We start from the raw sequence: 25,306 nt of genomic DNA, 5'->3' as shown, positions 1-25,306 counted from the left end.
CACGCATCAGGAGGTGCAGATGGCACGAGCAATCCATGTATTTCGCACCCCCGATCGTTTCGTCGCCGGGACCGTCGGTGAGCCGGGCGATCGCTCCTTCTATCTGCAGGCGGTGCAGCAGCCGCGCGTGGTGAGCGTGCTGCTGGAGAAGCAGCAGGTGAAGGTGCTCGCCGACCGCATGGGACTGTTGCTGGACGAGGTGGCGCGCCGCTTCGGCGCGCAGGTACCGCCGCAGGCCGAGAACGTGAGCGACACCGATCCGCTGGTGACGCCGATCGACGCCGAATTCCGGGTCGGCACCATGGGTCTGGGCTGGGACGCCGACGCGGGCGCCGTCGTGGTGGAGTTGCTGGCGATCACCGAGACCGAGGTGGACGAATCGGTGGTGCTGGACGACACCGAGGAAGGCCCCGACGCGGTCCGGGTGTTCCTCACCCCGATCCAGGCTCGCGAGTTCGCGCTGCGTTCGGCGCGGGTGATCGCGGCGGGCCGTCCGCCGTGTCCGCTGTGCGGGGAACCGCTTTCGTCGCGCGGGCACATGTGTGTGCGGACCAACGGCTACAAGCGTGGAGACATCTTCGGCGCGGCCGAGCTGGACGAGGAGTGATGCGTGTCGCGGGTCGACGAGGGGTTCTCCAGCGGTGAGCTGAGCGTGATCGGACGGGTGAGCACCGCGAGCAACGTGACGCTCGTCTGCGATGTGAACCCGGATGTCGACGGGCACCCGCTGCGCGTGGTGTACAAGCCGGTGCGCGGAGAGCGTCCGCTGTGGGATTTCCCGGACGGCACCCTCGCCGGACGCGAGGTGGCGTCGTATCTGATCTCCGACGCGCTCGGCTGGGGCGTGATTCCCGAGACGATTCTGCGTGACGGACCCTACGGTCCCGGCATGGTGCAGCGCTGGGTGGAGTCGGTCGACAACCACACCGAACGGGGCAACCGGCTCGATCTGGTCGACCTGTGCCCGCCCGGCTCGGTCCCCGACGGCTTCTGCGAGGTGTTGCGCGCGCTGGACGGCGCGGGCAACGAGGTCTCGCTGATTCACGCCGACGACCCGCGGCTGCGGCGCATGGCGGTGCTGGACGTGCTGCTCAACAACGCCGACCGCAAGGGCGGGCATGCGCTGGAGGGCGTCGACGGTCAGGTGTACGGCGTCGACCACGGCATCTGCCTGCACAGACAGCACAAGTTGCGCACGGTGCTGTGGGGTTGGGCGGGCAAGCCGATCGGCGACGGCCTGGTCACCGACATCGCCGCCTTCGCCGCCGCGCTGCCCGGCGAAGTCGCCGACGCCCTCGCCGAGCACATCACCGACGCGGAGATCGACGCACTCGCGGGCCGCACGAAGGAATTGCTGGAGCACCCGGTGATGCCGCTGCCGCGAACGTCGCGGCCGATCCCGTGGCCTGCGTTCTGAGGACGGTGTTCCGAGTACGGAGGCGGGAACCGAAGGGCCGGAAAGTGTCCCTGGCAGGGCCTCCCTCCGGCGCGCCCGCTCGGCGAGACTCGATGCATGCTGCGTTATCGACCGTTCGGCACCACCGGCCTACGAGTTTCCGAAATCGTCCTCGGCACAATGGGATTCGATGATCCTGCGCGGGCGCGCGAGATCGTCGACGCCTATGCCGACGCGGGCGGCAACGTGCTCGACACGGCATCCGCCTACGGCGACGGCGAGGACATCCTCGGCGAGATCCTCGGCACTCGGCGCGATCGCTTCGTGCTGGGCACGAAATACACCCTCAGCCGCGATCCCGGCGATGTGAACGCCGCGGGCAATCACCGCAAGAACCTGATGCTCTCGCTGGAGCGCAGCCTGCGCCGGTTGCGCACCGATTACATCGACATCCTCTGGGTGCACATCTGGGATCGGCACACTCCGCTGGAGGAGACCCTGCGCGCCCTCGACGACGCCGTGTCGGCGGGCAAGGTGCTGTATCTGGGGATCTCGGACGCTCCCGCGTGGGTCGTCGCACGCGCCAACACCCTGGCTCAATGGCGGGATCGGACACCCTTCGCGGGGCTGCAGGTGCCGTACAACCTGCTCGACCGCGATGTGGAACGCGAACTGTTGCCGATGGCAGAGGCGTTCGGGATGAGCGTCACCGCGTGGGCGCCGCTCGCCGCGGGAAAGCTGTCCGGCGCGACCGGCAAACGGGTCGATCCGGCCGCGCTGACCGCTCGCGAGCGTGCGGCCGCCGCCGCGGTCGCCGCGGTCGCCGACGAGCTCGGTGTCCGGCCCGCGCAGGTGGCGCTGGCGTGGACCCGGCACAAGTCGCGCGCGGTGCTGCCGCTGGTCGGGATGAGCAGCGTCGCGCAACTCACCGAGAATCTGGCCGCCGCCGAGCTGACGCTGCCCGAGGACGCGGTGCGCCGCCTGGAGGCCGCCGCGCCGTTCGAACGCGGATTTCCAGGCGATTTCCTGGCCGAATGCGAACCCCATCCTTTCGTGTTCGGCACCGCCGCGACCAGGGTGGACGGGCGTCGCGGCGCTTCGCTGTAGATCGCCTCACGGCCGCACGGTGATCGGTCGCCGCGCCGCGGTTTGGGGGACTCACGGCAGGTTGCCGGGCGAACCGCGGACTCCCGGATTCGTCGGATGTTCCCTTCCTCGTGAGCGAAACCATTGACTTCTGGTCGTCGTCGCGTTTCGGCTGGTCCCGGCAGGGTGTGCGGGTAGCGCGGTGGCCCGGGGAGCCGGGTCGAGCGCCGATGAGCTCGGCCACACCTTTACCCTCGAACCATGCAGTCCTGGTCCGATATCGCCCTTCCGACCGTCCCCGGAGCAGGGCCACCGTTGCGGTTGTACGACACCGCCGACGCGCGGGTGCGGCCGGTCACCCCGGGCGCCACCGCCACCATGTACGTCTGCGGGATCACCCCCTACGACGCCACTCACCTCGGACACGCCGCGACCTACTTGACCTTCGACCTGGTCAACCGGCTGTGGCGCGACGCGGGCCACGACGTGAACTACGTGCAGAACGTCACCGACGTCGACGATCCGCTGTTCGAGCGGGCCGCGCGCGATGGCATGGACTGGCGTGACCTGGGCACCCGCGAGATCAATTTGTTCCGTTCGGACATGCAGGCGCTGCGCATCGTGCCGCCGCGCGAGTACGTGGGCGCGATCGAGTCGGTGGAGGAGGTCGTCGAGTTCGTTCAGAAGCTGCTCGCCTCGGGCGCGGCCTACGTCGTCGACGACGCGGAGTTCCCCGACGTCTACTTCCGCGCCGATGCCACCGACCAGTTCGGCTACGAATCCGGCTACGACCGCGCGACGATGGAGCGGCTGTTCGCCGAGCGCGGCGGCGACCCGGACCGCCCCGGCAAGCGCGACACCATCGACGCGCTGCTGTGGCGCGCCGCCCGTCCCGGCGAGCCGTCCTGGCCTGCGCCGTTCGGTGCGGGTCGTCCCGGCTGGCACATCGAGTGTTCGGCGATCGCGCTCAACCGCCTCGGCCCGGAGTTCGACATCCAGGGCGGCGGCAGTGATCTGATCTACCCGCACCACGAGTACTCCGCCGCGCACGCCGAATCCATCGTCGCGGACCGCCGCTTCGCCCGCCACTACGTGCACGCCGGTTTGATCGGCCTCGACGGCGAGAAGATGTCGAAGTCCAGGGGCAACCTGGTGCTCGTCTCGAAGCTGCGCAAGTCCGGCGTCGACGCGGCCGCCATCCGCCTCGGCCTGCTCGCCGGCCACTACCGCCAGGACCGCATGTGGACCGATCAGGTCCTCACCGAGGCCGAGGCGCGCCTGACCCGCTGGCGCAGCGCCACCACGCTGGCCTCCGGCCCCGCCGCCGAGGACACCATCGCCCGGCTGCGCCAACACCTGGCCGACGACCTCGACACACCGAAAGCCCTTGCCGCCGTGGATAACTGGGCCACTCAGGCGCTCCAATACGGCGGCCCCGACACCGCTGCGCCTGCTTCGATCGCGACGGCCGTCGACGCGCTGCTCGGCGTCGAGCTCTAGGGTTCAGCCCGCACTCGGCTCGTCCGCCACGGCAAATCCGCCGATCCTGCCCGTGCGCTGGCGGCCGCGGTCGATGAGCTGCACGAGTCCGTTGGGGAGCTGGAGAAGGTGCTCGCCGACGGCGAGGGCCCGGTTCGTCTCGATGACGAGGGCGACTTGATGATCTCACCATTGACCGCCGAGGATGTGCCAGCCGAAGCGAAGGCACTCGAGGCGGAGCTGACTCCCGATCCGATCGGAGGACCTGATGGACGACCCCGACACCGGCGAGGTCCTCGTCACAGCGGCCGACAAACGCGGGGTGACACCCCTACGGCGAGGTCAAGCTCAACATGACCAACCGGCTCACCCTCAGCGGAAGCTGACTGAGGTTCGGGAGCGGTCGATTCCTTTGTGCGGTGGCCGGGGTCTACATGGTGGAGGCGCGGCCCGCGCGACAGGCCGGTCTCGATCATGCACGCCGAGAAAGAAAGGCTGATCGCCGATGAGCATTCCCGCGACCATGCGCGCGCTGCAGCAGACCTCCCTCAATGGCCCGCAGGACATGCGTCTGATCACCGATGCGTCGGTGCCGAGCCCCGGTCCGGGCGAGGTTCTGATCCGCGTCACCGCAGCCGGTGTCAATTTCGCCGATATCTCGAAGTCTCACGGCACGTTCGGGGACGGCCCGCGGCCACCGTACCTGGCGGGTTTCGAGGCCGCCGGTGAGGTTGTCGCGGTGGGCGAGGCGGTGACCAGTCCGCAGCAGGGGACTCGTGTCGTCGGCGTCGGAGACGGCGCTTTCGCCGAGTACATGGTGCTGCCCGCGGCCGCGGCGGTGCCGGTGCCACCCAGCTGGACGGAGCAGCAGGCGTTGGGGCTGATGGTCAACTGGCCCACCGCGCTGGCCGCACTCGAGCCCCTGGGCGGCATCACCGCCGGGCAGACCGTGCTGATCCAGGCCGCGGCGGGCGCGACCGGCCAGGCCGCGGTCGCCATCGCCAAGCACTATGGCGCGACAGTTGTCGCCACCGCCTCGCCGGCCAAGCACGAGACAGTGCTGGCGCTGGGCGCCGACTTCGTTCTGGACTCCCTCCGCGGCGATCTCGCCGCCGAGGTGTTGAGGCTGACCAGCGGAGCTGGCGTCGATGTGGTGCTGGAATCGGCAGGCGGTGCCACCTTCGAGGCCAGTCTGGCCGCCGCCAAGCGGGTCACCGGTCGGGTCGTCGTCTACGGCTTGGCGGGCGGTGAAGCCGCGATCACCAACTGGGATCTGGTGTACAAGCATCAAGTCCACCTCATCGGTCTCAACATCGGCGTGCTGATCCAGGCCGCACCGCAGATCTTCGGCGAGGTCATGGGCGAACTGTCCACGCTGATAGCCGCCGGTGTGCTTGCCCCCGTCCAGCCCACCGTCTATGACTTGGCCGACGGACCGAAAGCGTTGGCGGAACTGGAGACCAGGGCCACCGTCGGCAAGCTGGCCCTGCTGCCATGAAAGCCCGAATGTCATGCTGGTTCCTACCACCGAAACCTCCGCTGCCCGGCGCGGCCGGCGAAGCAGGAAAGCGAACCTGGCCCGCTACACGACCTTCCGCGGCATGATTCTGCAGCTCAACGAAGTCTGATCGCTAGGCTGGCGGCGTGACATCGCATTTGCGGGCGGCACCGGATCGAGACCAGTTCACCGTCGAGACCGAACGGTTCCGCCGGGAGCTGCTGGCGCACTGCTACCGCATGGTCGGCTCGGCGCACGACGCCGAGGACTTGGTGCAGGAGACCTATCTGCGGGCGTGGCGGTCCTTCTCCGGATTCGAGGGCCGGGCGTCGATTCGTTCCTGGCTCTACAAGATCGCCACCAACGTCTGTCTGAAGGCGTTGGAGCGGCGTCGGATTCGGGTGTTGCCGTCAGGTCTGGCCGGCCCGTACGACGGACCTCATCGTGCGCCGAGTCCCGTTGCACCGGGGGAGGTCTCGTGGCTGGAGCCGCTTCCTGACGCACAGATCGCCCCACTCGATGGCGATCCGGCCGCGGTGGTGGTCGAACGCGAATCGCTGCGGCTGGCGCTCATCGCGAGCCTGCAGCATCTGCCTGCCCGGCAGCGAGCGATCCTCATCCTGCGCGAGGTGCTGGCGTTCTCGGCGCCCGAGACCGCGGAGATCCTCGGCACCACCACTGCGGCGGTCAAGAGCGGCCTGCAGCGGGCCCGGACCCGGCTGGACGAGTTGGAGCCCGAGCCGGAGAAACTGCTCGAGCCGACCGACCAGCGGGCGCGGGCGCTGCTCGACGGCTATATCGCGGCGTTCGAGCACTCCGACGCGAGCCTGCTCGAACAGGTGCTGCGCATCGACGCCACCCTGGAGGCGACGCCGTTCGGCGACTGGCAGTCGGGCCGGACGATGTGTATCCACATACTCGATGCGTACGTGCTGGGCACGCCCGGCGATTGGCGGATGATCGCGACCACCGCCAACGGACAGCCGGCCGCCGTCGTGTACCACCGGGACGCGGACGGCACGCTGCGAGCCGACGGAGTTGTGGTGCTGGCACCCACCGCCACCGGCGTCTCCCACGTGATCAAGTTCTACGATCCGGCGCTGGTCGCAACGTTCGGCTTCCCGGACACGCTCACGCACTGACCCGCCGACATGGCCCGGCCGATGTGGCGGCCCTTGGATTCGGCGACGGCGCGGGCGTGGGCGGCGGTCTTGCCGAACGCCGCGTTCCGTGATCTGGTGCACGAATGTGCAATCTGCATCCTGGTTCTCTGATCGCCGGCCTTCGTGGCGCGCTGGGTGGTCCGCTGCGGCTGGACCCGGTGGGCGAGCCGGGGAACGCGCGGACGGTGGCGGCGCGAGGGCGGTTCTTCGGCGACGCGGCGGATCCCGAGTCCGGTGCGGTGCGGGCCGATCGGGCGGTGCTGTCGTGGGTCGGGTGCACGACGTACGCGCTCGCGCTCGGCGGTTCGGTGTTCCTGCTCGACGCGTGGGTGCCGCGGGTAACCAGTTCCGGTTACGTGCCCGCGACGCCGCAGGAGCTGGCGGACCTGCGTCCCGCCGCGATCTTCATCGGCCACGGCCATTTCGACCACGCCGGTGACGCGGGCGCGATCGCCGAAGCCAGCGGCGCGACCGTCTATGGCACGGCCGAACACTGCACGGCCATCCGCGCCCAAGTTCCCGGGGCCACGTTCCCGACGGTCGCGCTCGGCGACGCGCACACTCCCATCGGGCAACGCCACGAGGTCACCGTCGCCGGGGTCGAGATCACCGCGGTCCGGCACCTGCATTCGGCGCGCACCCCGGAGGACCCGTCCGACGAGGCGCGCCGGTTCTTCCCGCGTCCCGAACTGGGCCCGATCCGGCGCTACCGCCCCACGCTCACCGATCTGCGCCAGACGCTGCCGCGCCTGCTCGATCCGGAGGGCGGTGTCCTGCTGTACCAGTTCCGTGTCCCCGGTTTCACGCTGACCTGGCACGATTCGGCGGGCCCGCTGACGGAGAAGGCGCCCGAGGTCTTCGACGTGCTGGCGGGGTTGCCGAGCACCGACGTGCACATCGGCGCGGTACAGGGCTACAACCAGATCACCAACGGGCTACGCGACCCGCGCAAGTACGTCGAAGCGTTGGGCCCGTCGGTTTTCGTCCCTGCCCACCACGACAATTGGTTGCCGGGCCTGACCGCGAGCGCCGCCACTTACGACGCCCCGCTGAATACCGAACTCGCGCGCTTGGCCCCCGGCCGACGCCCGGAACTGCGCACGATGCACGACCCCACCGACTACCTCAGCCCCGGCCGCCTCACCTTCGCCCTCTGAACCCCGCAGCTCCACACACATCTTGCGCACGCGAAAGTTGTGGTCCAGCCGCGATCGGCGAATCGTTCCGGGCGGTGCGGCACGGAAATCCGCGTGGGCGACCAGTTTTCGGTCAAGCCAGCACCAGCAAGCCGGTCAGGTACATGGCCGCCACACCGACCGCGACGCCGAGGACGGCGGTGGCATCCATCGCCGCCACCGTCCCGGTCGCCCGATCGTCAGTGGTGCGCAACGCGGGCGCAATCTGCACGACGACCTGTGCGATCGCACCGATGCCCAGGCCGAGCAACAGCAGCGACAGTTCGGCATTGTTGACCCCAGCACCGAGCACCGCACCGAGGATCGCCGGTCCGCCCGCGATGAGCCCGAGCCCGAGCAGCCGCAGCACACCGGGGCGTTGCGCCGCCAGTAGCGGGCTCACGATCGCCAACCCTTCGGTGGTGTTGTGCAGCGCGAAGCCGATCACCAGCGCCGCGCCGAGCGCGAGTTCGCCCAGCGCGTAGGCGGATCCGATGGCCAAGCCCTCGCCGAGGTTGTGCAGGCCGATGCCGATGGCGATCATCAGCGCCAGCCGTCCACCGCCGCGCCCGCCCGCGGGGTCGCCGCGGCGATGCAGCCAGCGGTCGACGAAGGTGAGCCCTAGGAAGGCGAGGATCGCCCCGAGCGCGAGCAGGCTGACCCCGCCGAACGCGCCGCCCGAACGGCCACCGAGCTCGAACCCTTCGAACACCGCGTCGACGGCGAGGAAGATCAGCAGTCCGACGGTCGCCGCGAGCAGGAAACGGATGCCGTCCTTGCCGATTCGCCGCAGCACAGGAAGCAGCAGCATGCCGAGCACCACTGGGACGATGCCCACGTACGTGCCGAGCAACGCCATCACCGCGAACAGGTCGCGACCACCGGTGGGCGTCTCGACGGCCGCGCCGATCTCGTGTTCGATGACCAGCCCGGTGGAGGTCAGCATGGACACCAGATACGGCTGCCCTTCCTGCCACGGGTAGTCGAGGGTGAGCACGGTGCTGCGGCGCGGTCCGATCGGGTCCTCGCCGCCGCGCACGTCGACGAAGGCGTCGTTGACGAACACCTGAGCCACCTGCACCGGATCGGGTCCGGCATTGCGGACGGTGAGATCGATGCGGCCCGGCGACATCCGAACCTGTTCGACCGCGATCTCTTCGACGGGCGGGCCGATCCGCTCGGGCAGCGAACGCCCGCCCACGACGGCCAGCGCGGCCAGCGCCAGCCCGAGCAACAGGACCACCGCGACGGTCGACGCCCAGCCGCGCCACCCGCTCGCTGGTTCGCGATTCGCCGCGGCCTCGGGTGTGACCGGCTCGCGTGCGGTCTCGATATCGGTGCGCTCACTCATTCGGTCACCTCGAAGAATCCCATCCACCCCAGTTCGGCGAACTCGGACTTGTGCGCGTGGAACATGTACCTGCCCGGATACGGGAATCGCAGTTCGCAGATGCCGCGCTGGCCTTGGCCCTGGACGATGGTGTCGGTGTATTCCGTTGGCTGCAGGCGAGTTCCGGTGGGGTAGTAGTCGAAGAAGTTGCCGTGGATGTGGAAGCTGTTGATCGGGTCGTACTCGAGCACGTTGACCAGGTAGATGCGCACCAGTTCGTTGCGTTTCACCCGCACCGGTTCGTGCATGTAGTGGAACGGGATGCCGTTGACGGCGTAGAGCTGATTGCCTTCGGCGTCGAAGGTGGTGTTGTAGCCGTGCTGCACCATCACCAGTTCGTCGGCGGCCGGACGCGGTTGCGGCGGGTCGACGATGAATGTCCCGCACATGCCGCGGGCTATGTGTTCGGCGAGCGGCCCGACGTGACAGTGGTAGAGATGCAGCCCGAAGGGCGTGGCGTCGAATTCGTAGACGCTGGTCTGCCCGGGTTCGATGAGTCCTGCGCCGAGACCGGGGGTGCCGTCCATCTCCGCGGGGTGGATGCCGTGGAAGTGCATGGTGTGCGGGTGCTGGGAGCCGTTGGTGAAGGTGATGCGCAGCAGGTCGCCTTCGGTGCAGCGCAGGGTGGGACCGGGGATGCGGCCGTCGAACACCCAGGCCGGGAACTTCACGCCCGGCGCGACCTCGAGTTCCTTGTCGGTGGAGGCGATCTCCCACTCCCGCAGAGTGCGCCCGTCGCGGGTTTTCGAGACGGTGCCGTAGTCGAAGTCGCGCAGGATGTCGGTGGGGTTGAATCCGTTGGCGTCGTGATCGACCGTCGAGCCGATGCGGAAGGTGGGGCCGCTGGCGCCACCGCCGTGGGTGACCGCGCCGTGCATGCCGTGTCCGCCGCCCTGTTCGGTGCGCGGCCGCGCCTCCGACAGACCAGCACGTGCCGCCACCGCCGCGCCTCCGATGCCCAGTAGCGCGCCCCCGCCCGCCAGAAACCCCCGCCGCGAAGCTCCCCCCATCGAGTCACGCTGCACCGGCCCACGCCTTTCCCGCAAAGTTTCGTATTACCTAAGTTAGATCTGCGGGATAACTAATACAACTATGTGGGAATCCGTTCAGAGCGGTCGGTTCGGACTGCGGCGGTCGCCCGCTCAGCTCACCGCGGGATCGAGCGCTTCGATCGGCTCGTGCACCGAGCCGCCCGGCCGATCCACGTAGAGCGCCTCGATCTCAGCCGCGTACTTCTCGGCGATGGGCTTGCGGCGCAGTTTCATGGTCAGGGTGATCTCGTCGCCGCCCGGCTCCCAGAAGACGGGCAGAATGGTGAACCGCTTGACCTGCTCGACCCGCGACAGCGTCGCGTTACCTGCCGCAACGCCACGCGCGATCGCCGCGATCACGCCAGGGTCGGCAGCCAGGGCCGCGGGCGAGGAATCCGGCAGTCCGTGCTGCGCGGCGTAGGGCGCCGCGGATTCGGCGTCGAGCACGACGAGCGCGGCGGTGAACGGCCGCCGATCCCCGATCACGGCCAGCGAGCCGACCAGCGGCGTTGCCGCCTTGACGGCGTTCTCGATATTGGCGGGAGACATGTTCTTGCCCGCCGAATTGATGATCAATTCCTTTTTGCGGTCGACCACCTTCAGGTAGCCGTCCGCGTCGACGGTGATGATGTCGCCGGTGTGCAGCCAGCCTTCGGCGTCGAGCGCCTCGGCGGTCTTGTCCGGTTCCTTGCGGTAGCCGCGCATGACCAGCGGTCCTCGCACCATGAACTCACCGTCCTCGGTGACGGCCCCCTCCAGGCCAGGCAGCAGCTTGCCGACGGTGCCGAGGCGCGCCTGCTGCGGCGGGCTCACGCTGGCCACGCAGGTCAGCTCGGACATGCCCCACACTTCGGAGATCGGGATACCGAGCCCGAAGAAGAAGCCGAGCGTCTCCGGCGGTACAGGCGCGGCGCCCGACATCGCCCACTTCACCTGGTCCAGGCCGAGTTTCGCGCGCAGCTTGGACAGCACGGCGGCGTCGGCGCGCGCCCATTCCTCGGCGAGTGCGGGATCGAGCGGCTCGTCCCGCAGCCGGGCCTCGGCCTTGCGGCGGGCCGTGTCGAGGGCCCACTGCAAGGCGGCCTTGGTGGTGGGATCGGCCTCGTTCACGACCGAGAACTCGATCGCCGCCTTGAACTTCTCCCACACTCGCGGCACCGCGCCCCAGATGGTGGGACGCACGTCGAGCAGCGCGGCGGGCAACTGGGCGCGATCGGGGACAGCGGTGATCTGCGTGCCGAACACCTCCTGCAGATACAGCGCGGTGAATCGGTCGGCCATGTGCGCGGTCGGCAGGTAGGAGGTCTGGCGGTCGCCGAATTCGACCGGCAGAACCGAGGCGAACGCGCGCGCCTCGAACAGCAGACTCTCGTGGGTGATCTCCACGCCCTTGGGGTTGCCGGTGGTGCCGGAGGTGTAGCAGAGGGTGACGATGTCGTCCGGTCGCACGGCCCGCCAGGTCGCCTCGAAATCGAAATCGTCGGCGGCCGAAGCCATGAGCTCGGCGACTCCGAGGGTTCCGGCGGGCGCTCCGTCGACGCACACGATGGTCTCGATCGGCGCTCCGCAGCCGCGAACCCGCTCGACGTACTGTTCCTCGCAGATCACCACCCGGTTGCCCGCATTGCTGAAGACGTATCGCAGCTGGTCGGGGGCGAGGGTGTTGTACACCGAGAACGAGGTGGCGCCGGTGTGCTGCGCGCCGACCTCGAGGGGATAGAACTCGACGCGGTTGCCCATCATCAACGCCACGGTGTCGCCGCGCCCGACGCCGAGCGCGTTCAGTCCGCCTGCGACGGAACGGACCTGGTCGGCGTATTCGCGCCACGTCAGGCTTTGTTCCCCGCCGATCGACCGGACGGCCACGGCGTCCGGATCGATCGCGGCGACGCGCTGAAAAGCGGCACAGGAGGTGTTCGGTTCGGTCATTTCGGTCTCACTCACGACGCCCGGCACTGTGCCTCGACCGTAGGTCGCGCAGGCCGCCGCGCGCGGACTTTCCCCGAATCCTGTTCTCGGACAACACTGTTCCGGTGTCGCGGGGCCGCCACAAACCCGCCTGGGTAGGCTGGATGACATGACCGAGCGCAAGCCGCCGGATCAGACCTTCGAATCGTGGATCGACAAACAGGTCCGCGAGGCGACCGAGCGCGGGGAGTTCGACAACCTGCGCGGCGCGGGCCGCCCGATTCCCGGTGCGGGCACCCCCGTGGACGAGAACTGGTGGTTGCGCGACTATCTGCGCCGCGAAGGGGTGCGCGCCGACGGCATGCTGCCGGACTCGCTCGTGCTGCGCCGCGATGTCGAGCGCATTCACGAGACGGTGGCCGACTTGGACGCCGAGCGTCAGGTTCGCGCCGCGGTCGCCGAACTCAATATGCGCGTGGTCCGCTATCTGCGGGCGCCGACGCCGCCGCACGTTCCGGTCGGGCCGGTGAACGCCGACGCGGTGGTGGCTCGCTGGCGAGCCGACCGCACATCCACGCCCGCGACGCCGTCGCCTGCTGTTCCGCGGCGAGCGCCGTCTGCTGCTGCTCCAAGGCGAGCGCCGGACCCCGCGAGTCCGCCGCCGCGCCGGTGGTGGCAGCTTTTCCGCCGCTGACGTCCGCCGCACGCCGCGGGATCGACAGTCCATACACCGATAGGTGTCGAGCGCGATAGTTCGGCTGCCGGAGGATGCGGCATACGGGATGCTCGCGTCGGCCGCCGCTCGAGTGCTGCGGAATCTACGCTTGCCGCTAGAGATTTTGCGCTCTTATGCCGAGTTGATAAGCCACATACGGCAATTCGCCGATTCCTCGGAGATTGCCGAACGCATGGGCAGCGAGCTGGGTCGGATTGCTCGCGCCGAAAATGTCCCGCAATGTCGCCGCGGCGAGGTCGGCGATATTGCCGAGCAGGGGCTTCTGCCCGGCTCGCAACCTCGAAGGGCCGTGCCATAGTCCGCGAGTGCACAGGGCGTTGGCTTCGTATTCCCAGCCGAGCCCGATCATTCGACGGTGGAACTCGGCACCACCGAAGCCGACGTCATAATCGGCGGCCTCGCAAATCAATCCGCGCCCGGGTCAGTGTTTCGCTTCGGATTCGAGGCGCTGAACGAGTGCGGACATGGTTGCGTCGCGGTCGAGCCAGGCGTCGGTTGCGGTGGCGAAGATGCCGCGCAGCAGTGAGAACGGTACCCAGCGTCGGGGTGCGATGATGCGGGCGGCTCGTCGTTCGATGCCGGCGGTGGCCGCGCGTGCGATCTGTTCGGGCGGTACCGGTTTTCCCAGTGGGCCTTTGAATGCGCGCGCGGCCATGGTGGTCGCGGTCTGGTTGCCGCCGAGAGCGGGGTGCGCGAGGGGTGTGACGACCCAGCCAGGGAGCAGGACGCCTGCGCGGGCGCCGGTGTGCGCGAGTTCGGTTCGCAATGAGCGGCCGAACATTTCGACCGCGGCTTTGGACGCGGCGTAGGCGGAGTTGGCGAGCCCGTTGACGAACGCGTAGATCGACGCGGTCACCAGAACGTAGCCGTCGTTGCGGACGACCTCGTCGAGGCAGGCTTTGACGGTGCGCCACACGCCGAGGAGATTGACCTCGATGACCCTTTCGTAGGCGGCCACCTCCGCGGTGGCGACGGTGACGGGCGGATCGACGGCGATACCGGCGTTGGCGAACACGACGTCGATGCGGCCGAAGCGGGAGACCGCCTGATCGGCGACCGAGCGCATCCGCTCGAGGGAGGTCACATCGGCGGCGACCGCGAGCACCGCCTCGGGTCCCAGCTCGGCGGCGAGGGCGTCGAGGGCGGCCTGGTCCAGGTCGACCAGGACCAGCCGTGCCCCGCGGTCGAGCAGGCTGCGAGCACAGGCGGCCCCGATGCCGCCGGTCGCGCCGGTGATCAGGACGACTTTGTCACGCAAGCTGTAGCGGCTCATGATTCGTTCTCCCGGGTGAGGTCAGCGGCCGAGGCGCTGAACGTTGCGTCTACTCGGGTACTACCCACTTGATCTCGGCGGGAGACTTGTCGATGCGCAGCCCCCGCCAGCTGGGATGACGCAGTCCCTCGGACGTGGCCTCGCGATATTCGATGTCGGCGACCAATTCGGGCGCGACCCAGTGCGCCGCCGCGGCCACCGCACGCGGCGGTGGCACGTCGAAAGGCGTGTCGGGGCGGGTGATTTCGTCGAGGCGGGCGCGCAGGCGGCGGCGTTCGGCGAGTGTCCATCCGGTGCCGACGCTGCCGATCGGCACCAGCCGTCCCGCCGAATCGTGCGCTCCCAGAACCAAAGACCCGAATGTCTTGGCGAACGGGCCATTTCCTGGCAACCATCCGGCGATAACGGCTTCGGCGGTCTTCCGGAACGGCGTCTTGATCCAGTTGCGTGTCCGCTCGCCGGGTTGATATATGGAGTCGAGGCGTTTGGCGACCAGTCCTTCGAGCCCGTTCTCAGCCGCGGCCGCGGCCAGCGCTTCGGGATCGATGTCGGTCCAGTAGGGCGACAACTGGATCGGCGGGCGGGCGAGCTCGAGCCGCGCCAGCAGTTCCCGCCGCTGCGAGTACGGCACGGCGGTGGTTGCGTGCCCGTCGAGGGCGAGCAGGTCGAAGATCATGTACAGCACCGGCACGTCGCGGATCAGCTGCGCGGATGGCGCCTGCACGTGCATGCGCCGCTGGAGCCGGGAGAACGACGGCGCGCCGCCCGCACCCTGCGGCGCGACGATCTCCCCGTCGATGGTGAGCCGGTGAGCACCTGCCGCCACGGCGACGGCGGCGGCGATCTCGGGGAACGAACCGGTGACCTGTTTGCGGTTGCGGCTGTAGAGCTGGCATGTCCCGTCGATCGCCACGGCAATGGCGCGCATGCCGTCCCATTTCATCTCGAAAGCCCAACCGTCCGGGTCAGCGGGCGGTCGTCCGGAACGGGCCAGCATCGGCGGCGGCGCGGACACCACCGATACAGCATATCTTCAGCAAATAGACGTTCGGATAGTCCGCAGGCAGACCAATGGCCCTGGCGCGGCGCATGGTTCCGGGGCACGCTTGCTGGTAGCCGGGTATCGGCGCTCGGGTGGAAGGAGGGACCGCATGGACAAGGCAATGGGAGGCGTGGATGTCGCGGCAGCGCCGGTCCCCACCTCACCCTTGCTAGAGCGAGTCCGGCAAGGGGTTATCGGGGAAGGTGGGGTCTTGGACGGCCCCTATGGTCGGCGCCGGATCACCTACGCCGACTACACCGCCTCGGGCCGATCGCTGGATTTCCTCGAGGACTTCATCCGCAGACAGGTGTTACCGCGCTACGCCAACACCCACACCGAAAGCTCCGGCACCGGATTGCAGACCTCACGACTGCGGCAGGACGCACGCCGGATCATCCACGACGCGGTTGGCGGCACCGAGCACGATCTGGTGATCTTCTGCGGGTCCGGGGCCACGGCGGCGGTGAACAAACTGGTGGGCATTCTCGAGCTCCGCGTTCCCTCCGGGCCGGCCGCGCGCTACCGGTGGGATGGGCAGGTCCCCGATTCCCAGCGGCCGGTGGTGTTCATCGGTCCCTACGAACACCACTCCAATGAATTGCCGTGGCGGGAGTCCATCGCCGACCTGGTGGTGATCGACGAAGACGCCGACGGTCAGATCGATCAGGGGCAGCTCGAGCAGCGGCTGATCCGCTACGCGGACCGGCCATTGCGCATCGGTAGCTTCTCGGCCGCCTCCAACGTCACCGGCGTCTTGTCGGATACCGACCGGATCGCAACCCTGCTGCACCGGCACGGCGCGTTGTCCTTCTGGGACTTCGCCGCTGCCGGTCCCTATGTCCCGATCCGGGTGCGGGAGAGCGCTCCTGGTCGTGGCGACCACAAGGACGCGATCTTTCTCTCACCGCACAAGTTCATCGGAGGGCCGCAGACTCCCGGTGTCCTGGTGATCCGTCGTGAGTTGGTGCGCAACGCGGTGCCGACCGTCCCGGGAGGGGGCACGGTGGCGTTCGTGGACCCGATCGGACACCGCTACCTCGATGATCCCGTCGCCAGGGAAGAGGGCGGAACACCGGCGATCATCGAGTCGATCCGGGCCGGGCTGGTCTTCGCGCTCAAGGACGCCGTCGGTACCGACCTCATCGAGCAACGGGAACAACGGCTGTGGCGTCACGCCTTCGGCCGGTGGCGCGATCACCCGAACATCGAGATCCTCGGCCACCCGCATGCCCGGCGACTGTCCATCGTGTCCTTCCGTGTCCGGTCCGGCGTGGCTCGCTACCTGCACCACAACTACGTCGTAGCCCTGCTCAACGACTTGTTCGGCATCCAAGCTCGCGGCGGCTGCTCCTGCGCGGGCCCGTACGGGCACCGGCTGCTGGCCATCGATCCGCAGAACTCGCGCGCCTACCGAGACGAGATCGCCTTGGGTTGCGAAGGCATCAAGCCTGGCTGGACACGGATCAACTTCAACTACTTCATTTCCGACACCGTGCGCGACTACCTCATCGAGGCCGTCGAGTTGCTGGCCTCGTTCGGCCACCGTCTCCTCACCGACTACATCTTCAGTCCGGACACCGGCTTGTGGCGCCACCGCGGGGGGACCCAACAGCCCCCGCTGCGTCTGACCGACCTCTTCTACGACAGCGCGGGCACCCTGCACTATTCGACGGACCGCGAGACCCTCGACGAATCCGCGTTGACCGAACACCTGCGCGCGGCTCGCACCCTGTTCGGGGCCCGCCACGAGGAGGTCCCCGACGGTCCCACAGGCCTCCCAGCGCATTTCGAAGCGCTGCGCTGGTTCCCGCTACCCCCGCAATGCCTGACGCCCAATTCCCGCTAAGGCCTGGCGCGGCCCATCGTGCACCCTGTCGATAGACCACCCGCTCTGGCGTGGGCCGACCTGCGGGTATCGCGCGGGGCGAAAAGGACGGAGGTGCCCCTCGAGCTTCCGTCAACGCGTCCCGCCCTCGACCAGCGCGGCGTACATTTCCGATCATGGACACGGTCGAGCTGAGCGCACCGGAAGGTCCCCTGCCCGCGCTGGTCGCCCGGCCTTCGGGTGCGGGTCCGTGGCCTGGCGTCGTCGTGGTGCACGACGTGCTGGGGTTCGGCCCGGATCTCGAGCGGCACATGGCGATGCTCGCCGAGCATGGTTACTTGGCGGTCGCTCCCGATCTGTTCTCACGCGGCCGCGCACGCTGTATGCGGGCGGTGATGCGCGCCCTGTGGTTCACCGGCGGCAAGTCCGATGACGACGCGGTCCCGGTACGCGACATCCTCGCCGCACGCGACCGCCTGGTGTCCGATCCGGCGTGCACCGGCCGCACCGCTGTGATCGGTTTCTGCATGGGCGGCGGGTTCGCGCTGCTGACCGCGCCGCGCGGCTTCGACGCCGCGGCCCCGTTCTACCCGGGCCTCTACGGCGACTACCGCACCTTGCTCGACGGCATCTGCCCGGTGGTGGCCAGCTACGGGCGCCTCGATCCGTCGCTGGTCGGCGCACCCGCCGAACTGGAGCGCACGCTCACCGAATTCGGTGTCGCTCACGACATCAAGACGTATCCAGGCGTCACCCACGGCTTCGCCAACACTTTCCCCGGCGACCGGCTGCTGCGCGTCACGGGTCTCGGCCACAACGCCGACGCGTCGGCGGACGCTTGGCGTCGCATCTTCGCCTTCTTCGAGACTCACCTGGCGGATCGTGGGGACACGCCGCCCTCGCGGTGATCGTTCGCGCCTTGGCGCGCCGACAGCCTGGTCGGCACCCCGGCGACCAGACAGCGCCTGTGCGGCCGCCTGGTCGCCGGGGTGTTCGGGACTTGTCGGGCCTACGGCGCGGTGAGCGCGGCGACAGCCGGTGCGAACATGGTGTTCTTGATCGCGCCGAGCGTGCCGGAGTCCTTGCCGCCCAACGGAATCAGCATTTCCAGCGCGCCGGCCAACACTTGCCCTTCGGCGGCGGTCGCGTCGACGATATCGACCTCGGCGGCCGCCTCTCCGCCGTAGCGGCGGCCGGTGGTCATCGAGGCGACCGCGGTCTTCGGGGACAGCTTGGCTTGGATGAGGGCGGCCATGCCGGGGGTGAAGGGGATGCGGATGTCGACTTCGGGGAAGCAGAAGTAGCCGCGGTCGGCGCGCATCACGCGGTAGTCGTGGGCGATGGCGAGCATGGCGCCCGCACCGAAAGCGTGTCCGGGCAGCGCGGCCGCGGTCGGCACCGGCAGGGTGAGCACCCGCGCGAACAGAGCCTGCACGCGTTGGACGTACCACGTGCCGCGGTCGGGGTTGGCGCCGAGCCAGTCCAGGTCGAGGCCGTTGGAGTAGAACTTGCCGCCTGCGGTGGTGACCAGCCCTTGCGCGCCCTCGGCCAGGGCGGTGTCCAGGTGGGCGTCGACTTCGTCGAGAAACTCGGGGGAGAAGCGGTTTTCGTCGCCGCCGAGGTCCAGGACGGCGATCTTGTCGTGGTAATCCAGAGTGGGCATGGTGTTTCCTTCGTCATGGGACTGTTTCACGGGGGCGGTCCGACCGCGAGCACGGCGCGCACGGCGGCCCGAAGTTGTTCGCGGGCAAGGGGTTCGGCGATCCGGTCGCGGCGGATCAGAATGGCGGTCGGCAGGTCGACCAGGCAGGTGGTGAGCACCTCGACGGCGCGGCGGTCGCGGCGGCCCCATTGCCGCTGCGCGAGGCGCGCCATCAGATCGATCAGCGCGCGTTCGGCGGTGCGCACGTCAGCGGCCACGTCGTCGGGCAGGTCCGCACCGAGCAGCTGCTCGCGCGAGACGGTGAGCAGCAGCCGGGAGGAGTCGGGGAATCGTTCGGCGAAAACGCTCGGCGCCTCGGCGGCAGCCACGATCGCCTCGGCCGCACTGTCTTCGACGTCCGACCGCGCGTCGACCAACTCGTTCTGCACCGCGTGGAATCGCCGAGCGGCGCGCAACCACGCGTGCCCGAGCACCCCGGACCGCGATCCGAACGTATGGTACAGCGCGCCGTTCGACATGCCGGTGGCCGCGGCGACGGCGCGAATGGTGACCGCGGCGGGCCCACCGCGAACCGCCAGCGATTCCGCGGCGTCGAGCGCGGCGCCGGGGTCGTGGGTGCGGGGGCGTGGCATGCCGACGACTATAACAGAGCAAGCGCTCTGTTATGCAAGGGTGTCATGGCCCGGCTCGGGTTCCGCACGCGCACTGCATATTTCGCCCGGTAACAGCTACTGTGAGTCACTTAGCGGATTCCGTTGTGCCCGCACGCGCGACCGAATCGATGCGGTACTGTTCGGGCCCTCCCCCTTGCCCGCACGAGCAGAACGGCATCCGCATGTCACGAGTGGTCACCAAGGAGCAGTACTTCGACAGCGCTTTGGAAGTGCTGGCCGAACTCGGGTTCAAGGGCCTCAACATCGGGCTGCTGTGCCGTCGGCTGGGGGTCACCAGCGGCTCGTTCTATCACCATTTCGGTAGCTGGCAGGGTTTCGTCGACGCGCTGCTCGAGCATTGGGAGAACCGGCAGGTGCTCATCCTGCGCACGTTGAAGTTCAATCAGGGCGATCCCGACGACGACGTGCGCGCCATGTCCGATCTCGCGGCGGGCCTGCATCACGAGGCCGAGGCCGCGATCCGGGCTTGGGCCGCCAACGACGAATCGGTGAATCTGGCGCTCAAGCGGGTCGACGAGTCGCGCCGCCGCACCGTGCACAAGGTGATCAACGGGGTGGTCGGTGACGAAGAGACCGCCACCGTGGTCACCTCGCTCGGTATGGCGATGCTGGTCGGCTACCAGCAGATCAGCGCGGCCGGTGGCGACGTGTCACTGCAGCGGCTGCTCAACGAATACGCCCGGCTGATCTATTCGCATGCCCGCCGCCCGGTGTCGGTGGGCGCTCAGCCGAGCAGTTCGTCCACGTAGCACCAGCGCCACGCCTCGCCCGGTTCCACGCTGCGCATGACCGGATGGTTGGTCGCGGCGTGGTGTTTGGTGGCGTGATTGCCGGGCGAGGAGTCGCAGCAGGCGATGTGCCCGCAGGACAGGCACATTCGCAGGTGCACCCAGGTCATTCCCTCGGCGACGCATTCGTCGCACCGGTCGGGTTCGGTGGGTTCGCGCAGCAGCGGCGCGGCCCGCAGGTGCTCGCAGTCGGCCGTCGCGACGGCGGGCGCGGCGAGGAGTTCGTGGCGTTCTTCCTCGGTCTCGTCGAAACGGTCGATCATGGATTCCTCGAGATCCAGCCTGGCCAGCACGTGCTGCAGGATCTCGTAATCCATGCCGCCCGAATCCCGCACCCGCAGCACGGTTTCGCGTTCGGCGTGCAACATCTCCAGCCGCAGCCTGCGGTATTCGGCGGTGGGGGTGCGCTGTTCGGATTCCGCGCGGCCCAGCCGTTCCCAAGCGGCGTTGGTCCGCCAGGTCAGCCGATCCCGCAGCGATTGCACGACCTGCGGCGGGGTGTCGGGTCCGACGGCCGCGTCCAGCGCCGCCATCCCCGCGGTGCTCGCCTGGGTGAGCAGGTTGGCTTTCTGCAGCGCGTCCTCGGAGCGGCTCGGGCCGCGCAGATGCAGCCAGCGCACCAGCCAGGGCAGCGAGGTGCCTTGCAGCAGTAGCGTTCCCGCCACCACGACCAGCGCGAGCAGCTTCAGCACGGGCAGCTGCGGGGTGTTCTCGGGCAACAGCAGCACGGCCGCCAGCGTGACGACGCCGCGCATGCCCGCCCACGACACCACCGTCGGGTAACTCAGCGGGGCCGTCGACCGTCCGAGCCGTTGAAACAGCAGCGACCACGGGAAGATCCACAGCGGCCGCGCCACCATCACCGTGAGCAGCACCGCGATCGCCGAGACGATCAGGGTGGTGTGGTCGAGGCCGCTACCCCACGCACCTTCCAGGATCGCCCGCACCTGCAGGCCGATGATGAGGAACACCGAACTTTCCAGGATGAATTGGATGGTGCGCCAGTTGGTGCGTTCGGCGATGCGCGAGGCCGCCGACTGCCAGACCGGTGCGCCGTGTCCGAGGATCATGCCGCAGGTCACGACCGCGATCACACCGGAGGCGTGGATGCCTTCGGCGGGCAGATACGCGGCGAACGGCGCGAGGAACGACAGCGTGGTGTCCAGCACGGGATCGGTGATCCGCCTGCGCAGCAGCGCGAGCACCGCGGCGACGGCGATACCGACCAGCGCGCCACCGCCCGCGGCGAGCAGGAAGTTGCCGCCCGCCCCCCACACCGACGCCACGCCCGCCGAGGCCGCGATCGCGGTCCGCAACGCCACCAGCGCGGTCGCGTCGTTGAACAGCGATTCGTCCTCGAGGATGGTGACGATGCGCCGCGGCATCCCGATCCGGCGCGCCACCGCCGTCGCCGCGACCGCGTCCGGCGGTGCGACCACGGCACCGAGCGCCACCGCCACCGCGAACGGCACCGGCAGCAGCCACCACACGACCCCGGCCACCGCGAAGGTGCTGAACAGCACCAGACCCACCGACAGTGACGCGATGGTGCCGATGTTGGCGCGGAAGTCCACCAGCGAGGTCCGGATCGCCGCGGTGTAGAGCAGCGGCGGCAGCAAGCCGAGCAGCACCACCTCCGGTTCGAGATGCACTTCCGGCACGAACGGCAGATAGGACGCGGCTACTCCGGCCAGGGTCAGCACCAGAGGTTCGGAGACGCCGAACCGGCGCGCCAGGGCCGCCAGCGCGGCCGCCGACGCGACCAGAACCACCAAGCCGATCGCCACATGCACCAAAGCATTCTCGCAAAACGCGACCGCAGGGTCGGTGCTGCGGTGGACGACACGGCCGCCACGCCGATTCCCGCGAATGGCTGCCGCGCGGCCGCGCACGCGCAATGCTTATCCGATATGGAGGAGTTTGGGAATTGGCGTACGAACGGACACCGGTTCACCCATCGCGGTCACCAGATCTTCTGGACCGAGGGCGGCGGCGGACCCGAAGGGGTCCTGTTGTGTATCCACGGCTTCCCGACCGCGTCCTGGGACTGGCATGCCGTGTGGCCCGGCCTGTGCCAACGGTTCGCGCGGGTCATGGCCGCCGACATGATCGGCTTCGGCTGGTCGGCCAAGCCGCGCACCTACGACTACAGCATCGCCGACCAAGCCGACCTGCAGGAACAACTGCTGCGTGAGCAAGGCGTCCAGCGTTTCCACCTGCTGGCCCACGATTACGGCGACACCGTCGCCCAGGAGATGCTCGCCCGCGACGCCGAACGGCGCGCGGCCGGAGACGACTCGCTGATCATCGAATCGGTGTGCCTGCTCAACGGGGGACTGTTCCCCGAGACCCACCGTCCGCGCCTGGTGCAGCGGCTGCTGGCCGGACCGCTTGGACCGTTGGCCGGCATCTTCGGCGGCGAGACCGCGTTCGGCCGGAGCCTGACGGCGGTCTTCGGGCCCGACACCCGCCCCAGCGCCACCGAGCTGCACCAATTCTGGCTGCTGTGGTCGTCGCGGCACGGTAAAAGCATCGGACACAAGCTGATCCGGTACATGGCCGAGCGTCGTAAGAACCGGGAACGCTGGGTCGGCGCGCTCCAGCGCACCGAGGTGCCGGTCCGGTTGATCGACGGGCTGCGCGACCCGGTCTCGGGCGCGCACATGGTCGAGCGCTACCGCGAGCTGATCGAGCGACCCGACGTGGTGGAGATTCCGGACATCGGCCACTACCCGCAGATCGAGGCGCCGCAGCGGACCCTGGACGCGTTCCTGGAATTCCACCGCACCCGGGTCAGGTAATCGCCGAAAGCACCGGCAAACACCTCGCACTATGGGCAACCCCATAGAATGGACGCGTGGCACGCCGATCCAGTACCGACGGTTCTCGCACCCGCCTGCCCGACGCGCGACAGCGGATGATCGAGGGCGCCATCGACTCGCTGCGCGTGCACGGCGCCAGCGCGACCAGCGTCGACCGGGTGCTGGCCAGCACCGGCGCGCCGCGCGGCTCGGTGTATCACCATTTCCCCGGCGGACGCACCCAGCTGATCAACGACGCGGTCACCACCGCGGGCGACATCATGTCCGGCTACATCGAGCGCCTCACCCGCGACAGCGACCCGGTCGAGGCGCTGGAGAAGTTCGCCGACATGTGGCGCACCACGCTGCGCGACAGCCAGTTCCGCGCGGGCTGCCCGATCTTCGCGGTCGCCGTCGAAACCAACGACGACGCACCGGAATTCGCACGCGCCGCGGCAGCGGTGTTCGAGCGGTGGCACGCCGCGCTCATCGACGTGCTGACCCGGCACGAGGTCCCCGCCGACCGGGCCCGCCGCCTGGCCATCCTCACCGTCGCCTCCTTCGAGGGCGCGATCGCGCTGTGCCGGGTGCAGCAGAGCATCGAACCCCTCGACGACGCCGTGGCGGAACTGCGGGCGCTCTACACGGCGACGCACTGATCCCCTACCGGAGTCGGAGGCGGAGATCCGACCGCACGCGGATGTGCGACCGACGCCGACTGGCTAGCGTGCTTCCAGAGCGGGGCAGGCCCGCATTCCAGCACCGCGCGTGAAGCGTTCGGCGACAGGGGACGGTAGAGCGGATGAAGATCGAAGGTTCACGAGTCCTGGTCACGGGCGCCACCGGCGGCATCGGGCATGCCATCGCCCACGAGTTCGCCGACCGCGGCGCCGAACTGGTGCTGACCGGTCGCCGCGTCGACGTGCTCGGCCCGCTGACCGAGCAGACCGGCGCCCGCGCCGTGCCCGCCGACCTGGCCGACCGCGAGGGCGTGGCGGCACTGCTCGCAGCCGCGGGACCGGTCGACATCGTCGTCGCCAACGCCGCTGTGCCCGGCAGTGGACTACTCACCGACTACTCGATCGAGCAGATCGACCGCGCGCTCGACGTGAACCTGCGCGCCCCGATCGTGACCGCCCGCCTGCTCGCCGAACCCCTCATCACCCAGGGACACGGCCACCTGGTGTTCATCTCCTCCATCTCGGGCAAGCTCGCCTCACCACGCGCCTCCCTCTACAACGCCACCAAGTTCGGGTTGCGCGGCTTCGCTCAGGCACTGCGGCAGGATCTCGCCCCGCACGGCGTCGGGGTGTCGACGATCTTTCCCGGTTTCGTTCGCGACGCGGGCATGTTCGCCGACGCCGGTGTCCCCGCCGCCCCCGGCACGGGTACCTCGAGCCCCGAGCAGGTGGCCGCCGCGGTGCGCCGCGCCGTCGAACGCGATATCGGCGAAATCGACGTGGCCCCGCTCCAGGTGCGCCTCGGCGTGCTGCTGGCCGGCATCGCGCCGGGCCTGGCCGCGCGGGTGCAGCGGCTGGGTGGCGCGGACAAGATCGCGGCGACATTGGCGGACGCGCAGCGCGCCAAACGGTAAGCGCCGCACGGACATCGCGCCAGACTCAGTCCCGCGCCGCAGCGTTCGGCTGCTTCTACTCGACCAGCGCGACCTGCTACTGCCGTTCTCCAGTGCCGACGCGAACGGCCGAACGCTCTGATATTCGGCGACCGGCCGTTTCCCGGCGGCTCGGCCTCACTGCCGAGTGATCTGCTCGTAGGCGGGCCGCCCGGGAGAGTCGATCGATCTCAGCGCAGCCGCAACACCATGGTGACGCTCGTCGTGCCCGCTCGGTTGACGATCTGGGAATCGGGCACGTCGACGAAGCCCACACGCTGGTACAGGCGGCGCGCCGGATTGTCCTCGCGCACACTGAGACTGATCGCCGGGTAGCGGCCGGCGGCGTCGGCGATCAGCCGTTCGAGCATGGCCGTGCCGAGCCCGGTGCCGCGCGCGCTCGGTGCGACAGCGATCGCGAGTTCCGGGGTGGCGTCGTCGATGTAGCCGTAGGCGGCGTTCGCGCCGGTGAGCAGCCGCACCCAGGCCGCACCGCACGGGGATTCGGCTGGGCCGCCGACGACTCCGAGATCGCCCTCGGCGCCCCAGCCGTCGACGTAGCGCGACAGCGCGGGGATCGTCTTCAGGTCGGCGACCGCATGTCCCTGGTCGGCGGCATGCGATGCCTCGTACAGCATTTCCCAGAGGAAAGGTTCGTCGGCGGCCACGGCAGGTCGCAGCAGAGCGGGGGTCACGGACCCGACGATAGGGCAGCGGCGATCGGCGCGGCCACGTCATTTCCCGGTCATATGCTGCGCCGTGTTCG

24 protein-coding genes and 1 pseudogene are annotated in these 25,306 nt (G+C 69.1%); 15 read left to right on the top strand and 10 right to left on the bottom strand.

Annotated elements, in window-relative coordinates:
• Window positions 1–19: 19 nt before the first annotated feature.
• From AB0H50_RS26610 to AB0H50_RS26575, 8 genes and pseudogenes are all read left to right on the top strand, one after another.
• Complete coding sequence (locus tag AB0H50_RS26610) at window positions 20–607, top strand: DUF3090 domain-containing protein (protein WP_357457521.1); 588 nt, start codon at window positions 20–22, stop codon at window positions 605–607.
• Between the two features lie 3 nt (window positions 608–610).
• Entirely contained in the window at window positions 611–1,417 is an 807-nt protein-coding gene (locus AB0H50_RS26605; RefSeq protein ID WP_357457520.1) for an SCO1664 family protein, read from the top strand.
• Between the two features lie 96 nt (window positions 1,418–1,513).
• A complete protein-coding gene (locus AB0H50_RS26600; protein WP_357457518.1) occupies window positions 1,514–2,503 on the top strand; it encodes an aldo/keto reductase in 990 nt (329 codons plus the stop codon).
• A 240-nt stretch (window positions 2,504–2,743) separates the two neighbouring features.
• Entirely contained in the window at window positions 2,744–3,982 is a 1,239-nt protein-coding gene (gene mshC / locus AB0H50_RS26595) for a cysteine--1-D-myo-inosityl 2-amino-2-deoxy-alpha-D-glucopyranoside ligase (RefSeq protein ID WP_357457516.1), read from the top strand.
• A 30-nt stretch (window positions 3,983–4,012) separates the two neighbouring features.
• Window positions 4,013–4,207: pseudogene (locus AB0H50_RS26590) on the top strand (hypothetical protein); the annotation flags it as partial.
• 259 nt (window positions 4,208–4,466) lie between these two features.
• The gene (locus AB0H50_RS26585) at window positions 4,467–5,459 is read left to right on the top strand and encodes a zinc-binding dehydrogenase (RefSeq protein ID WP_357457514.1); all 993 of its coding nucleotides are present in this window, start codon (window positions 4,467–4,469) and stop codon (window positions 5,457–5,459) included.
• A gap of 146 nt (window positions 5,460–5,605) precedes the next feature.
• On the top strand, window positions 5,606–6,601 hold the full coding sequence (locus AB0H50_RS26580) for a sigma-70 family RNA polymerase sigma factor (RefSeq protein WP_357457512.1): 996 nt from the start codon (window positions 5,606–5,608) through the stop codon (window positions 6,599–6,601).
• A 104-nt stretch (window positions 6,602–6,705) separates the two neighbouring features.
• The gene (locus AB0H50_RS26575) at window positions 6,706–7,779 is read left to right on the top strand and encodes an MBL fold metallo-hydrolase (protein WP_357457510.1); all 1,074 of its coding nucleotides are present in this window, start codon (window positions 6,706–6,708) and stop codon (window positions 7,777–7,779) included.
• A gap of 112 nt (window positions 7,780–7,891) precedes the next feature.
• Here the strand turns inward: AB0H50_RS26575 and AB0H50_RS26570 are convergent, their stop codons facing one another.
• The 3 genes from AB0H50_RS26570 to fadD11 all read right to left on the bottom strand — a co-directional run bounded on the left by AB0H50_RS26570 (window position 7,892) and on the right by fadD11 (window position 12,147).
• Window positions 7,892–9,148, bottom strand: coding sequence for a ZIP family metal transporter (locus AB0H50_RS26570; RefSeq protein ID WP_357457508.1), 1,257 nt, complete (start codon window positions 9,146–9,148; stop codon window positions 7,892–7,894).
• Complete coding sequence (locus AB0H50_RS26565) at window positions 9,145–10,197, bottom strand: multicopper oxidase domain-containing protein (protein ID WP_357457506.1); 1,053 nt, start codon at window positions 10,195–10,197, stop codon at window positions 9,145–9,147. Before AB0H50_RS26565 ends, AB0H50_RS26570 begins: the two co-directional genes overlap by 4 nt.
• Before the next feature lie 132 nt (window positions 10,198–10,329).
• Window positions 10,330–12,147 carry a fatty acid--CoA ligase FadD11 gene (gene fadD11 / locus AB0H50_RS26560; RefSeq protein ID WP_357457679.1) on the bottom strand — a complete coding sequence of 606 codons (1,818 nt, stop codon included), beginning with the start codon at window positions 12,145–12,147 and terminating at the stop codon, window positions 10,330–10,332.
• 148 nt (window positions 12,148–12,295) lie between these two features.
• On the opposite strand from fadD11, the gene AB0H50_RS26555 reads away from it, so the two are divergent.
• Window positions 12,296–12,820, top strand: a complete 525-nt coding sequence (locus AB0H50_RS26555) for a DUF1992 domain-containing protein (RefSeq protein WP_357457504.1) — start codon at window positions 12,296–12,298, stop codon at window positions 12,818–12,820.
• A 136-nt stretch (window positions 12,821–12,956) separates the two neighbouring features.
• On the opposite strand, the gene AB0H50_RS26550 is transcribed toward AB0H50_RS26555, so the two are convergent.
• The 3 genes from AB0H50_RS26550 to ligD are packed head-to-tail and all read right to left on the bottom strand — an operon-like array spanning window position 12,957 to window position 15,153.
• The gene (locus AB0H50_RS26550) at window positions 12,957–13,271 is read right to left on the bottom strand and encodes a hypothetical protein (RefSeq protein WP_357457502.1); all 315 of its coding nucleotides are present in this window, start codon (window positions 13,269–13,271) and stop codon (window positions 12,957–12,959) included.
• A 12-nt stretch (window positions 13,272–13,283) separates the two neighbouring features.
• Window positions 13,284–14,135, bottom strand: a complete 852-nt coding sequence (locus AB0H50_RS26545) for an SDR family NAD(P)-dependent oxidoreductase (protein ID WP_357457500.1) — start codon at window positions 14,133–14,135, stop codon at window positions 13,284–13,286.
• A 49-nt stretch (window positions 14,136–14,184) separates the two neighbouring features.
• Window positions 14,185–15,153: a non-homologous end-joining DNA ligase gene (gene ligD / locus AB0H50_RS26540; protein WP_357457498.1), complete on the bottom strand. Its 969-nt coding sequence runs from the start codon at window positions 15,151–15,153 to the stop codon at window positions 14,185–14,187.
• 235 nt (window positions 15,154–15,388) lie between these two features.
• Between ligD and AB0H50_RS26535 the strand changes: the two genes are divergently transcribed.
• Both AB0H50_RS26535 and AB0H50_RS26530 read left to right on the top strand, forming a co-directional pair.
• The gene (locus tag AB0H50_RS26535) at window positions 15,389–17,023 is read left to right on the top strand and encodes an aminotransferase class V-fold PLP-dependent enzyme (RefSeq protein WP_357457496.1); all 1,635 of its coding nucleotides are present in this window, start codon (window positions 15,389–15,391) and stop codon (window positions 17,021–17,023) included.
• A gap of 155 nt (window positions 17,024–17,178) precedes the next feature.
• Window positions 17,179–17,910 carry a dienelactone hydrolase family protein gene (locus AB0H50_RS26530; protein WP_357457494.1) on the top strand — a complete coding sequence of 244 codons (732 nt, stop codon included), beginning with the start codon at window positions 17,179–17,181 and terminating at the stop codon, window positions 17,908–17,910.
• Window positions 17,911–18,011: 101 nt separating this feature from the next.
• Here AB0H50_RS26530 and AB0H50_RS26525 read toward each other — a convergent pair whose 3' ends face one another.
• Together AB0H50_RS26525 and AB0H50_RS26520 are read right to left on the bottom strand one after the other, a co-directional pair.
• Window positions 18,012–18,665, bottom strand: a complete 654-nt coding sequence (locus AB0H50_RS26525) for an enoyl-CoA hydratase-related protein (protein ID WP_357457492.1) — start codon at window positions 18,663–18,665, stop codon at window positions 18,012–18,014.
• A gap of 26 nt (window positions 18,666–18,691) precedes the next feature.
• The gene (locus AB0H50_RS26520) at window positions 18,692–19,297 is read right to left on the bottom strand and encodes a helix-turn-helix domain-containing protein (RefSeq protein ID WP_357457491.1); all 606 of its coding nucleotides are present in this window, start codon (window positions 19,295–19,297) and stop codon (window positions 18,692–18,694) included.
• 203 nt (window positions 19,298–19,500) lie between these two features.
• Between AB0H50_RS26520 and AB0H50_RS26515 the strand changes: the two genes are divergently transcribed.
• Window positions 19,501–20,088 (top strand): TetR/AcrR family transcriptional regulator, encoded by a 588-nt coding sequence (locus AB0H50_RS26515; protein WP_357457489.1) that lies wholly within the window; start codon window positions 19,501–19,503, stop codon window positions 20,086–20,088.
• Here AB0H50_RS26515 and AB0H50_RS26510 read toward each other — a convergent pair.
• On the bottom strand, window positions 20,064–21,920 hold the full coding sequence (locus tag AB0H50_RS26510; protein WP_357457487.1) for a Na+/H+ antiporter: 1,857 nt from the start codon (window positions 21,918–21,920) through the stop codon (window positions 20,064–20,066). The genes AB0H50_RS26515 and AB0H50_RS26510 overlap by 25 nt on opposite strands.
• A 117-nt stretch (window positions 21,921–22,037) precedes the next feature.
• Here AB0H50_RS26510 and AB0H50_RS26505 point away from each other — a divergent pair, with 117 nt between their 5' ends.
• From AB0H50_RS26505 to AB0H50_RS26495, 3 genes are all read left to right on the top strand, one after another.
• Window positions 22,038–22,928 carry an alpha/beta hydrolase gene (locus AB0H50_RS26505; protein ID WP_357457485.1) on the top strand — a complete coding sequence of 297 codons (891 nt, stop codon included), beginning with the start codon at window positions 22,038–22,040 and terminating at the stop codon, window positions 22,926–22,928.
• Window positions 22,929–22,984: 56 nt separating this feature from the next.
• Entirely contained in the window at window positions 22,985–23,587 is a 603-nt protein-coding gene (locus AB0H50_RS26500; protein WP_357457483.1) for a TetR/AcrR family transcriptional regulator, read from the top strand.
• 143 nt (window positions 23,588–23,730) lie between these two features.
• A complete protein-coding gene (locus tag AB0H50_RS26495) occupies window positions 23,731–24,522 on the top strand; it encodes an SDR family NAD(P)-dependent oxidoreductase (RefSeq protein WP_357457481.1) in 792 nt (263 codons plus the stop codon).
• A 209-nt stretch (window positions 24,523–24,731) separates the two neighbouring features.
• Here AB0H50_RS26495 and AB0H50_RS26490 read toward each other — a convergent pair whose 3' ends face one another.
• The gene (locus AB0H50_RS26490; protein WP_357457479.1) at window positions 24,732–25,235 is read right to left on the bottom strand and encodes an N-acetyltransferase; all 504 of its coding nucleotides are present in this window, start codon (window positions 25,233–25,235) and stop codon (window positions 24,732–24,734) included.
• Between the last annotated feature and the right edge of the window lie 71 nt (window positions 25,236–25,306).

The organism is Nocardia sp. NPDC050793, from assembly GCF_040654065.1.
Taxonomy (GTDB): domain Bacteria; phylum Actinomycetota; class Actinomycetes; order Mycobacteriales; family Mycobacteriaceae; genus Nocardia.
This window is presented reverse-complemented; position numbering and strand designations above follow the sequence as displayed.

Coding starts and splice junctions, on each gene's coding strand:
- AB0H50_RS26610 (WP_357457521.1), top strand. CDS start 20: ATGGCACGAGCAATCCATGTATTTCGCACCCCCGATCGTTTCGTCGCC.
- AB0H50_RS26600 (WP_357457518.1), top strand. CDS start 1,514: ATGCTGCGTTATCGACCGTTCGGCACCACCGGCCTACGAGTTTCCGAA.
- mshC (WP_357457516.1), top strand. CDS start 2,744: ATGCAGTCCTGGTCCGATATCGCCCTTCCGACCGTCCCCGGAGCAGGG.
- AB0H50_RS26585 (WP_357457514.1), top strand. CDS start 4,467: ATGAGCATTCCCGCGACCATGCGCGCGCTGCAGCAGACCTCCCTCAAT.
- AB0H50_RS26575 (WP_357457510.1), top strand. CDS start 6,706: ATGTGCAATCTGCATCCTGGTTCTCTGATCGCCGGCCTTCGTGGCGCG.
- AB0H50_RS26570 (WP_357457508.1), bottom strand. CDS start 9,148: ATGAGTGAGCGCACCGATATCGAGACCGCACGCGAGCCGGTCACACCC.
- AB0H50_RS26565 (WP_357457506.1), bottom strand. CDS start 10,197: ATGGGGGGAGCTTCGCGGCGGGGGTTTCTGGCGGGCGGGGGCGCGCTA.
- fadD11 (WP_357457679.1), bottom strand. CDS start 12,147: ATGACCGAACCGAACACCTCCTGTGCCGCTTTTCAGCGCGTCGCCGCG.
- AB0H50_RS26555 (WP_357457504.1), top strand. CDS start 12,296: ATGACCGAGCGCAAGCCGCCGGATCAGACCTTCGAATCGTGGATCGAC.
- AB0H50_RS26545 (WP_357457500.1), bottom strand. CDS start 14,135: ATGAGCCGCTACAGCTTGCGTGACAAAGTCGTCCTGATCACCGGCGCG.
- AB0H50_RS26530 (WP_357457494.1), top strand. CDS start 17,179: ATGGACACGGTCGAGCTGAGCGCACCGGAAGGTCCCCTGCCCGCGCTG.
- AB0H50_RS26525 (WP_357457492.1), bottom strand. CDS start 18,665: ATGCCCACTCTGGATTACCACGACAAGATCGCCGTCCTGGACCTCGGC.
- AB0H50_RS26520 (WP_357457491.1), bottom strand. CDS start 19,297: ATGCCACGCCCCCGCACCCACGACCCCGGCGCCGCGCTCGACGCCGCG.
- AB0H50_RS26515 (WP_357457489.1), top strand. CDS start 19,501: ATGTCACGAGTGGTCACCAAGGAGCAGTACTTCGACAGCGCTTTGGAA.
- AB0H50_RS26505 (WP_357457485.1), top strand. CDS start 22,038: ATGGAGGAGTTTGGGAATTGGCGTACGAACGGACACCGGTTCACCCAT.
- AB0H50_RS26495 (WP_357457481.1), top strand. CDS start 23,731: ATGAAGATCGAAGGTTCACGAGTCCTGGTCACGGGCGCCACCGGCGGC.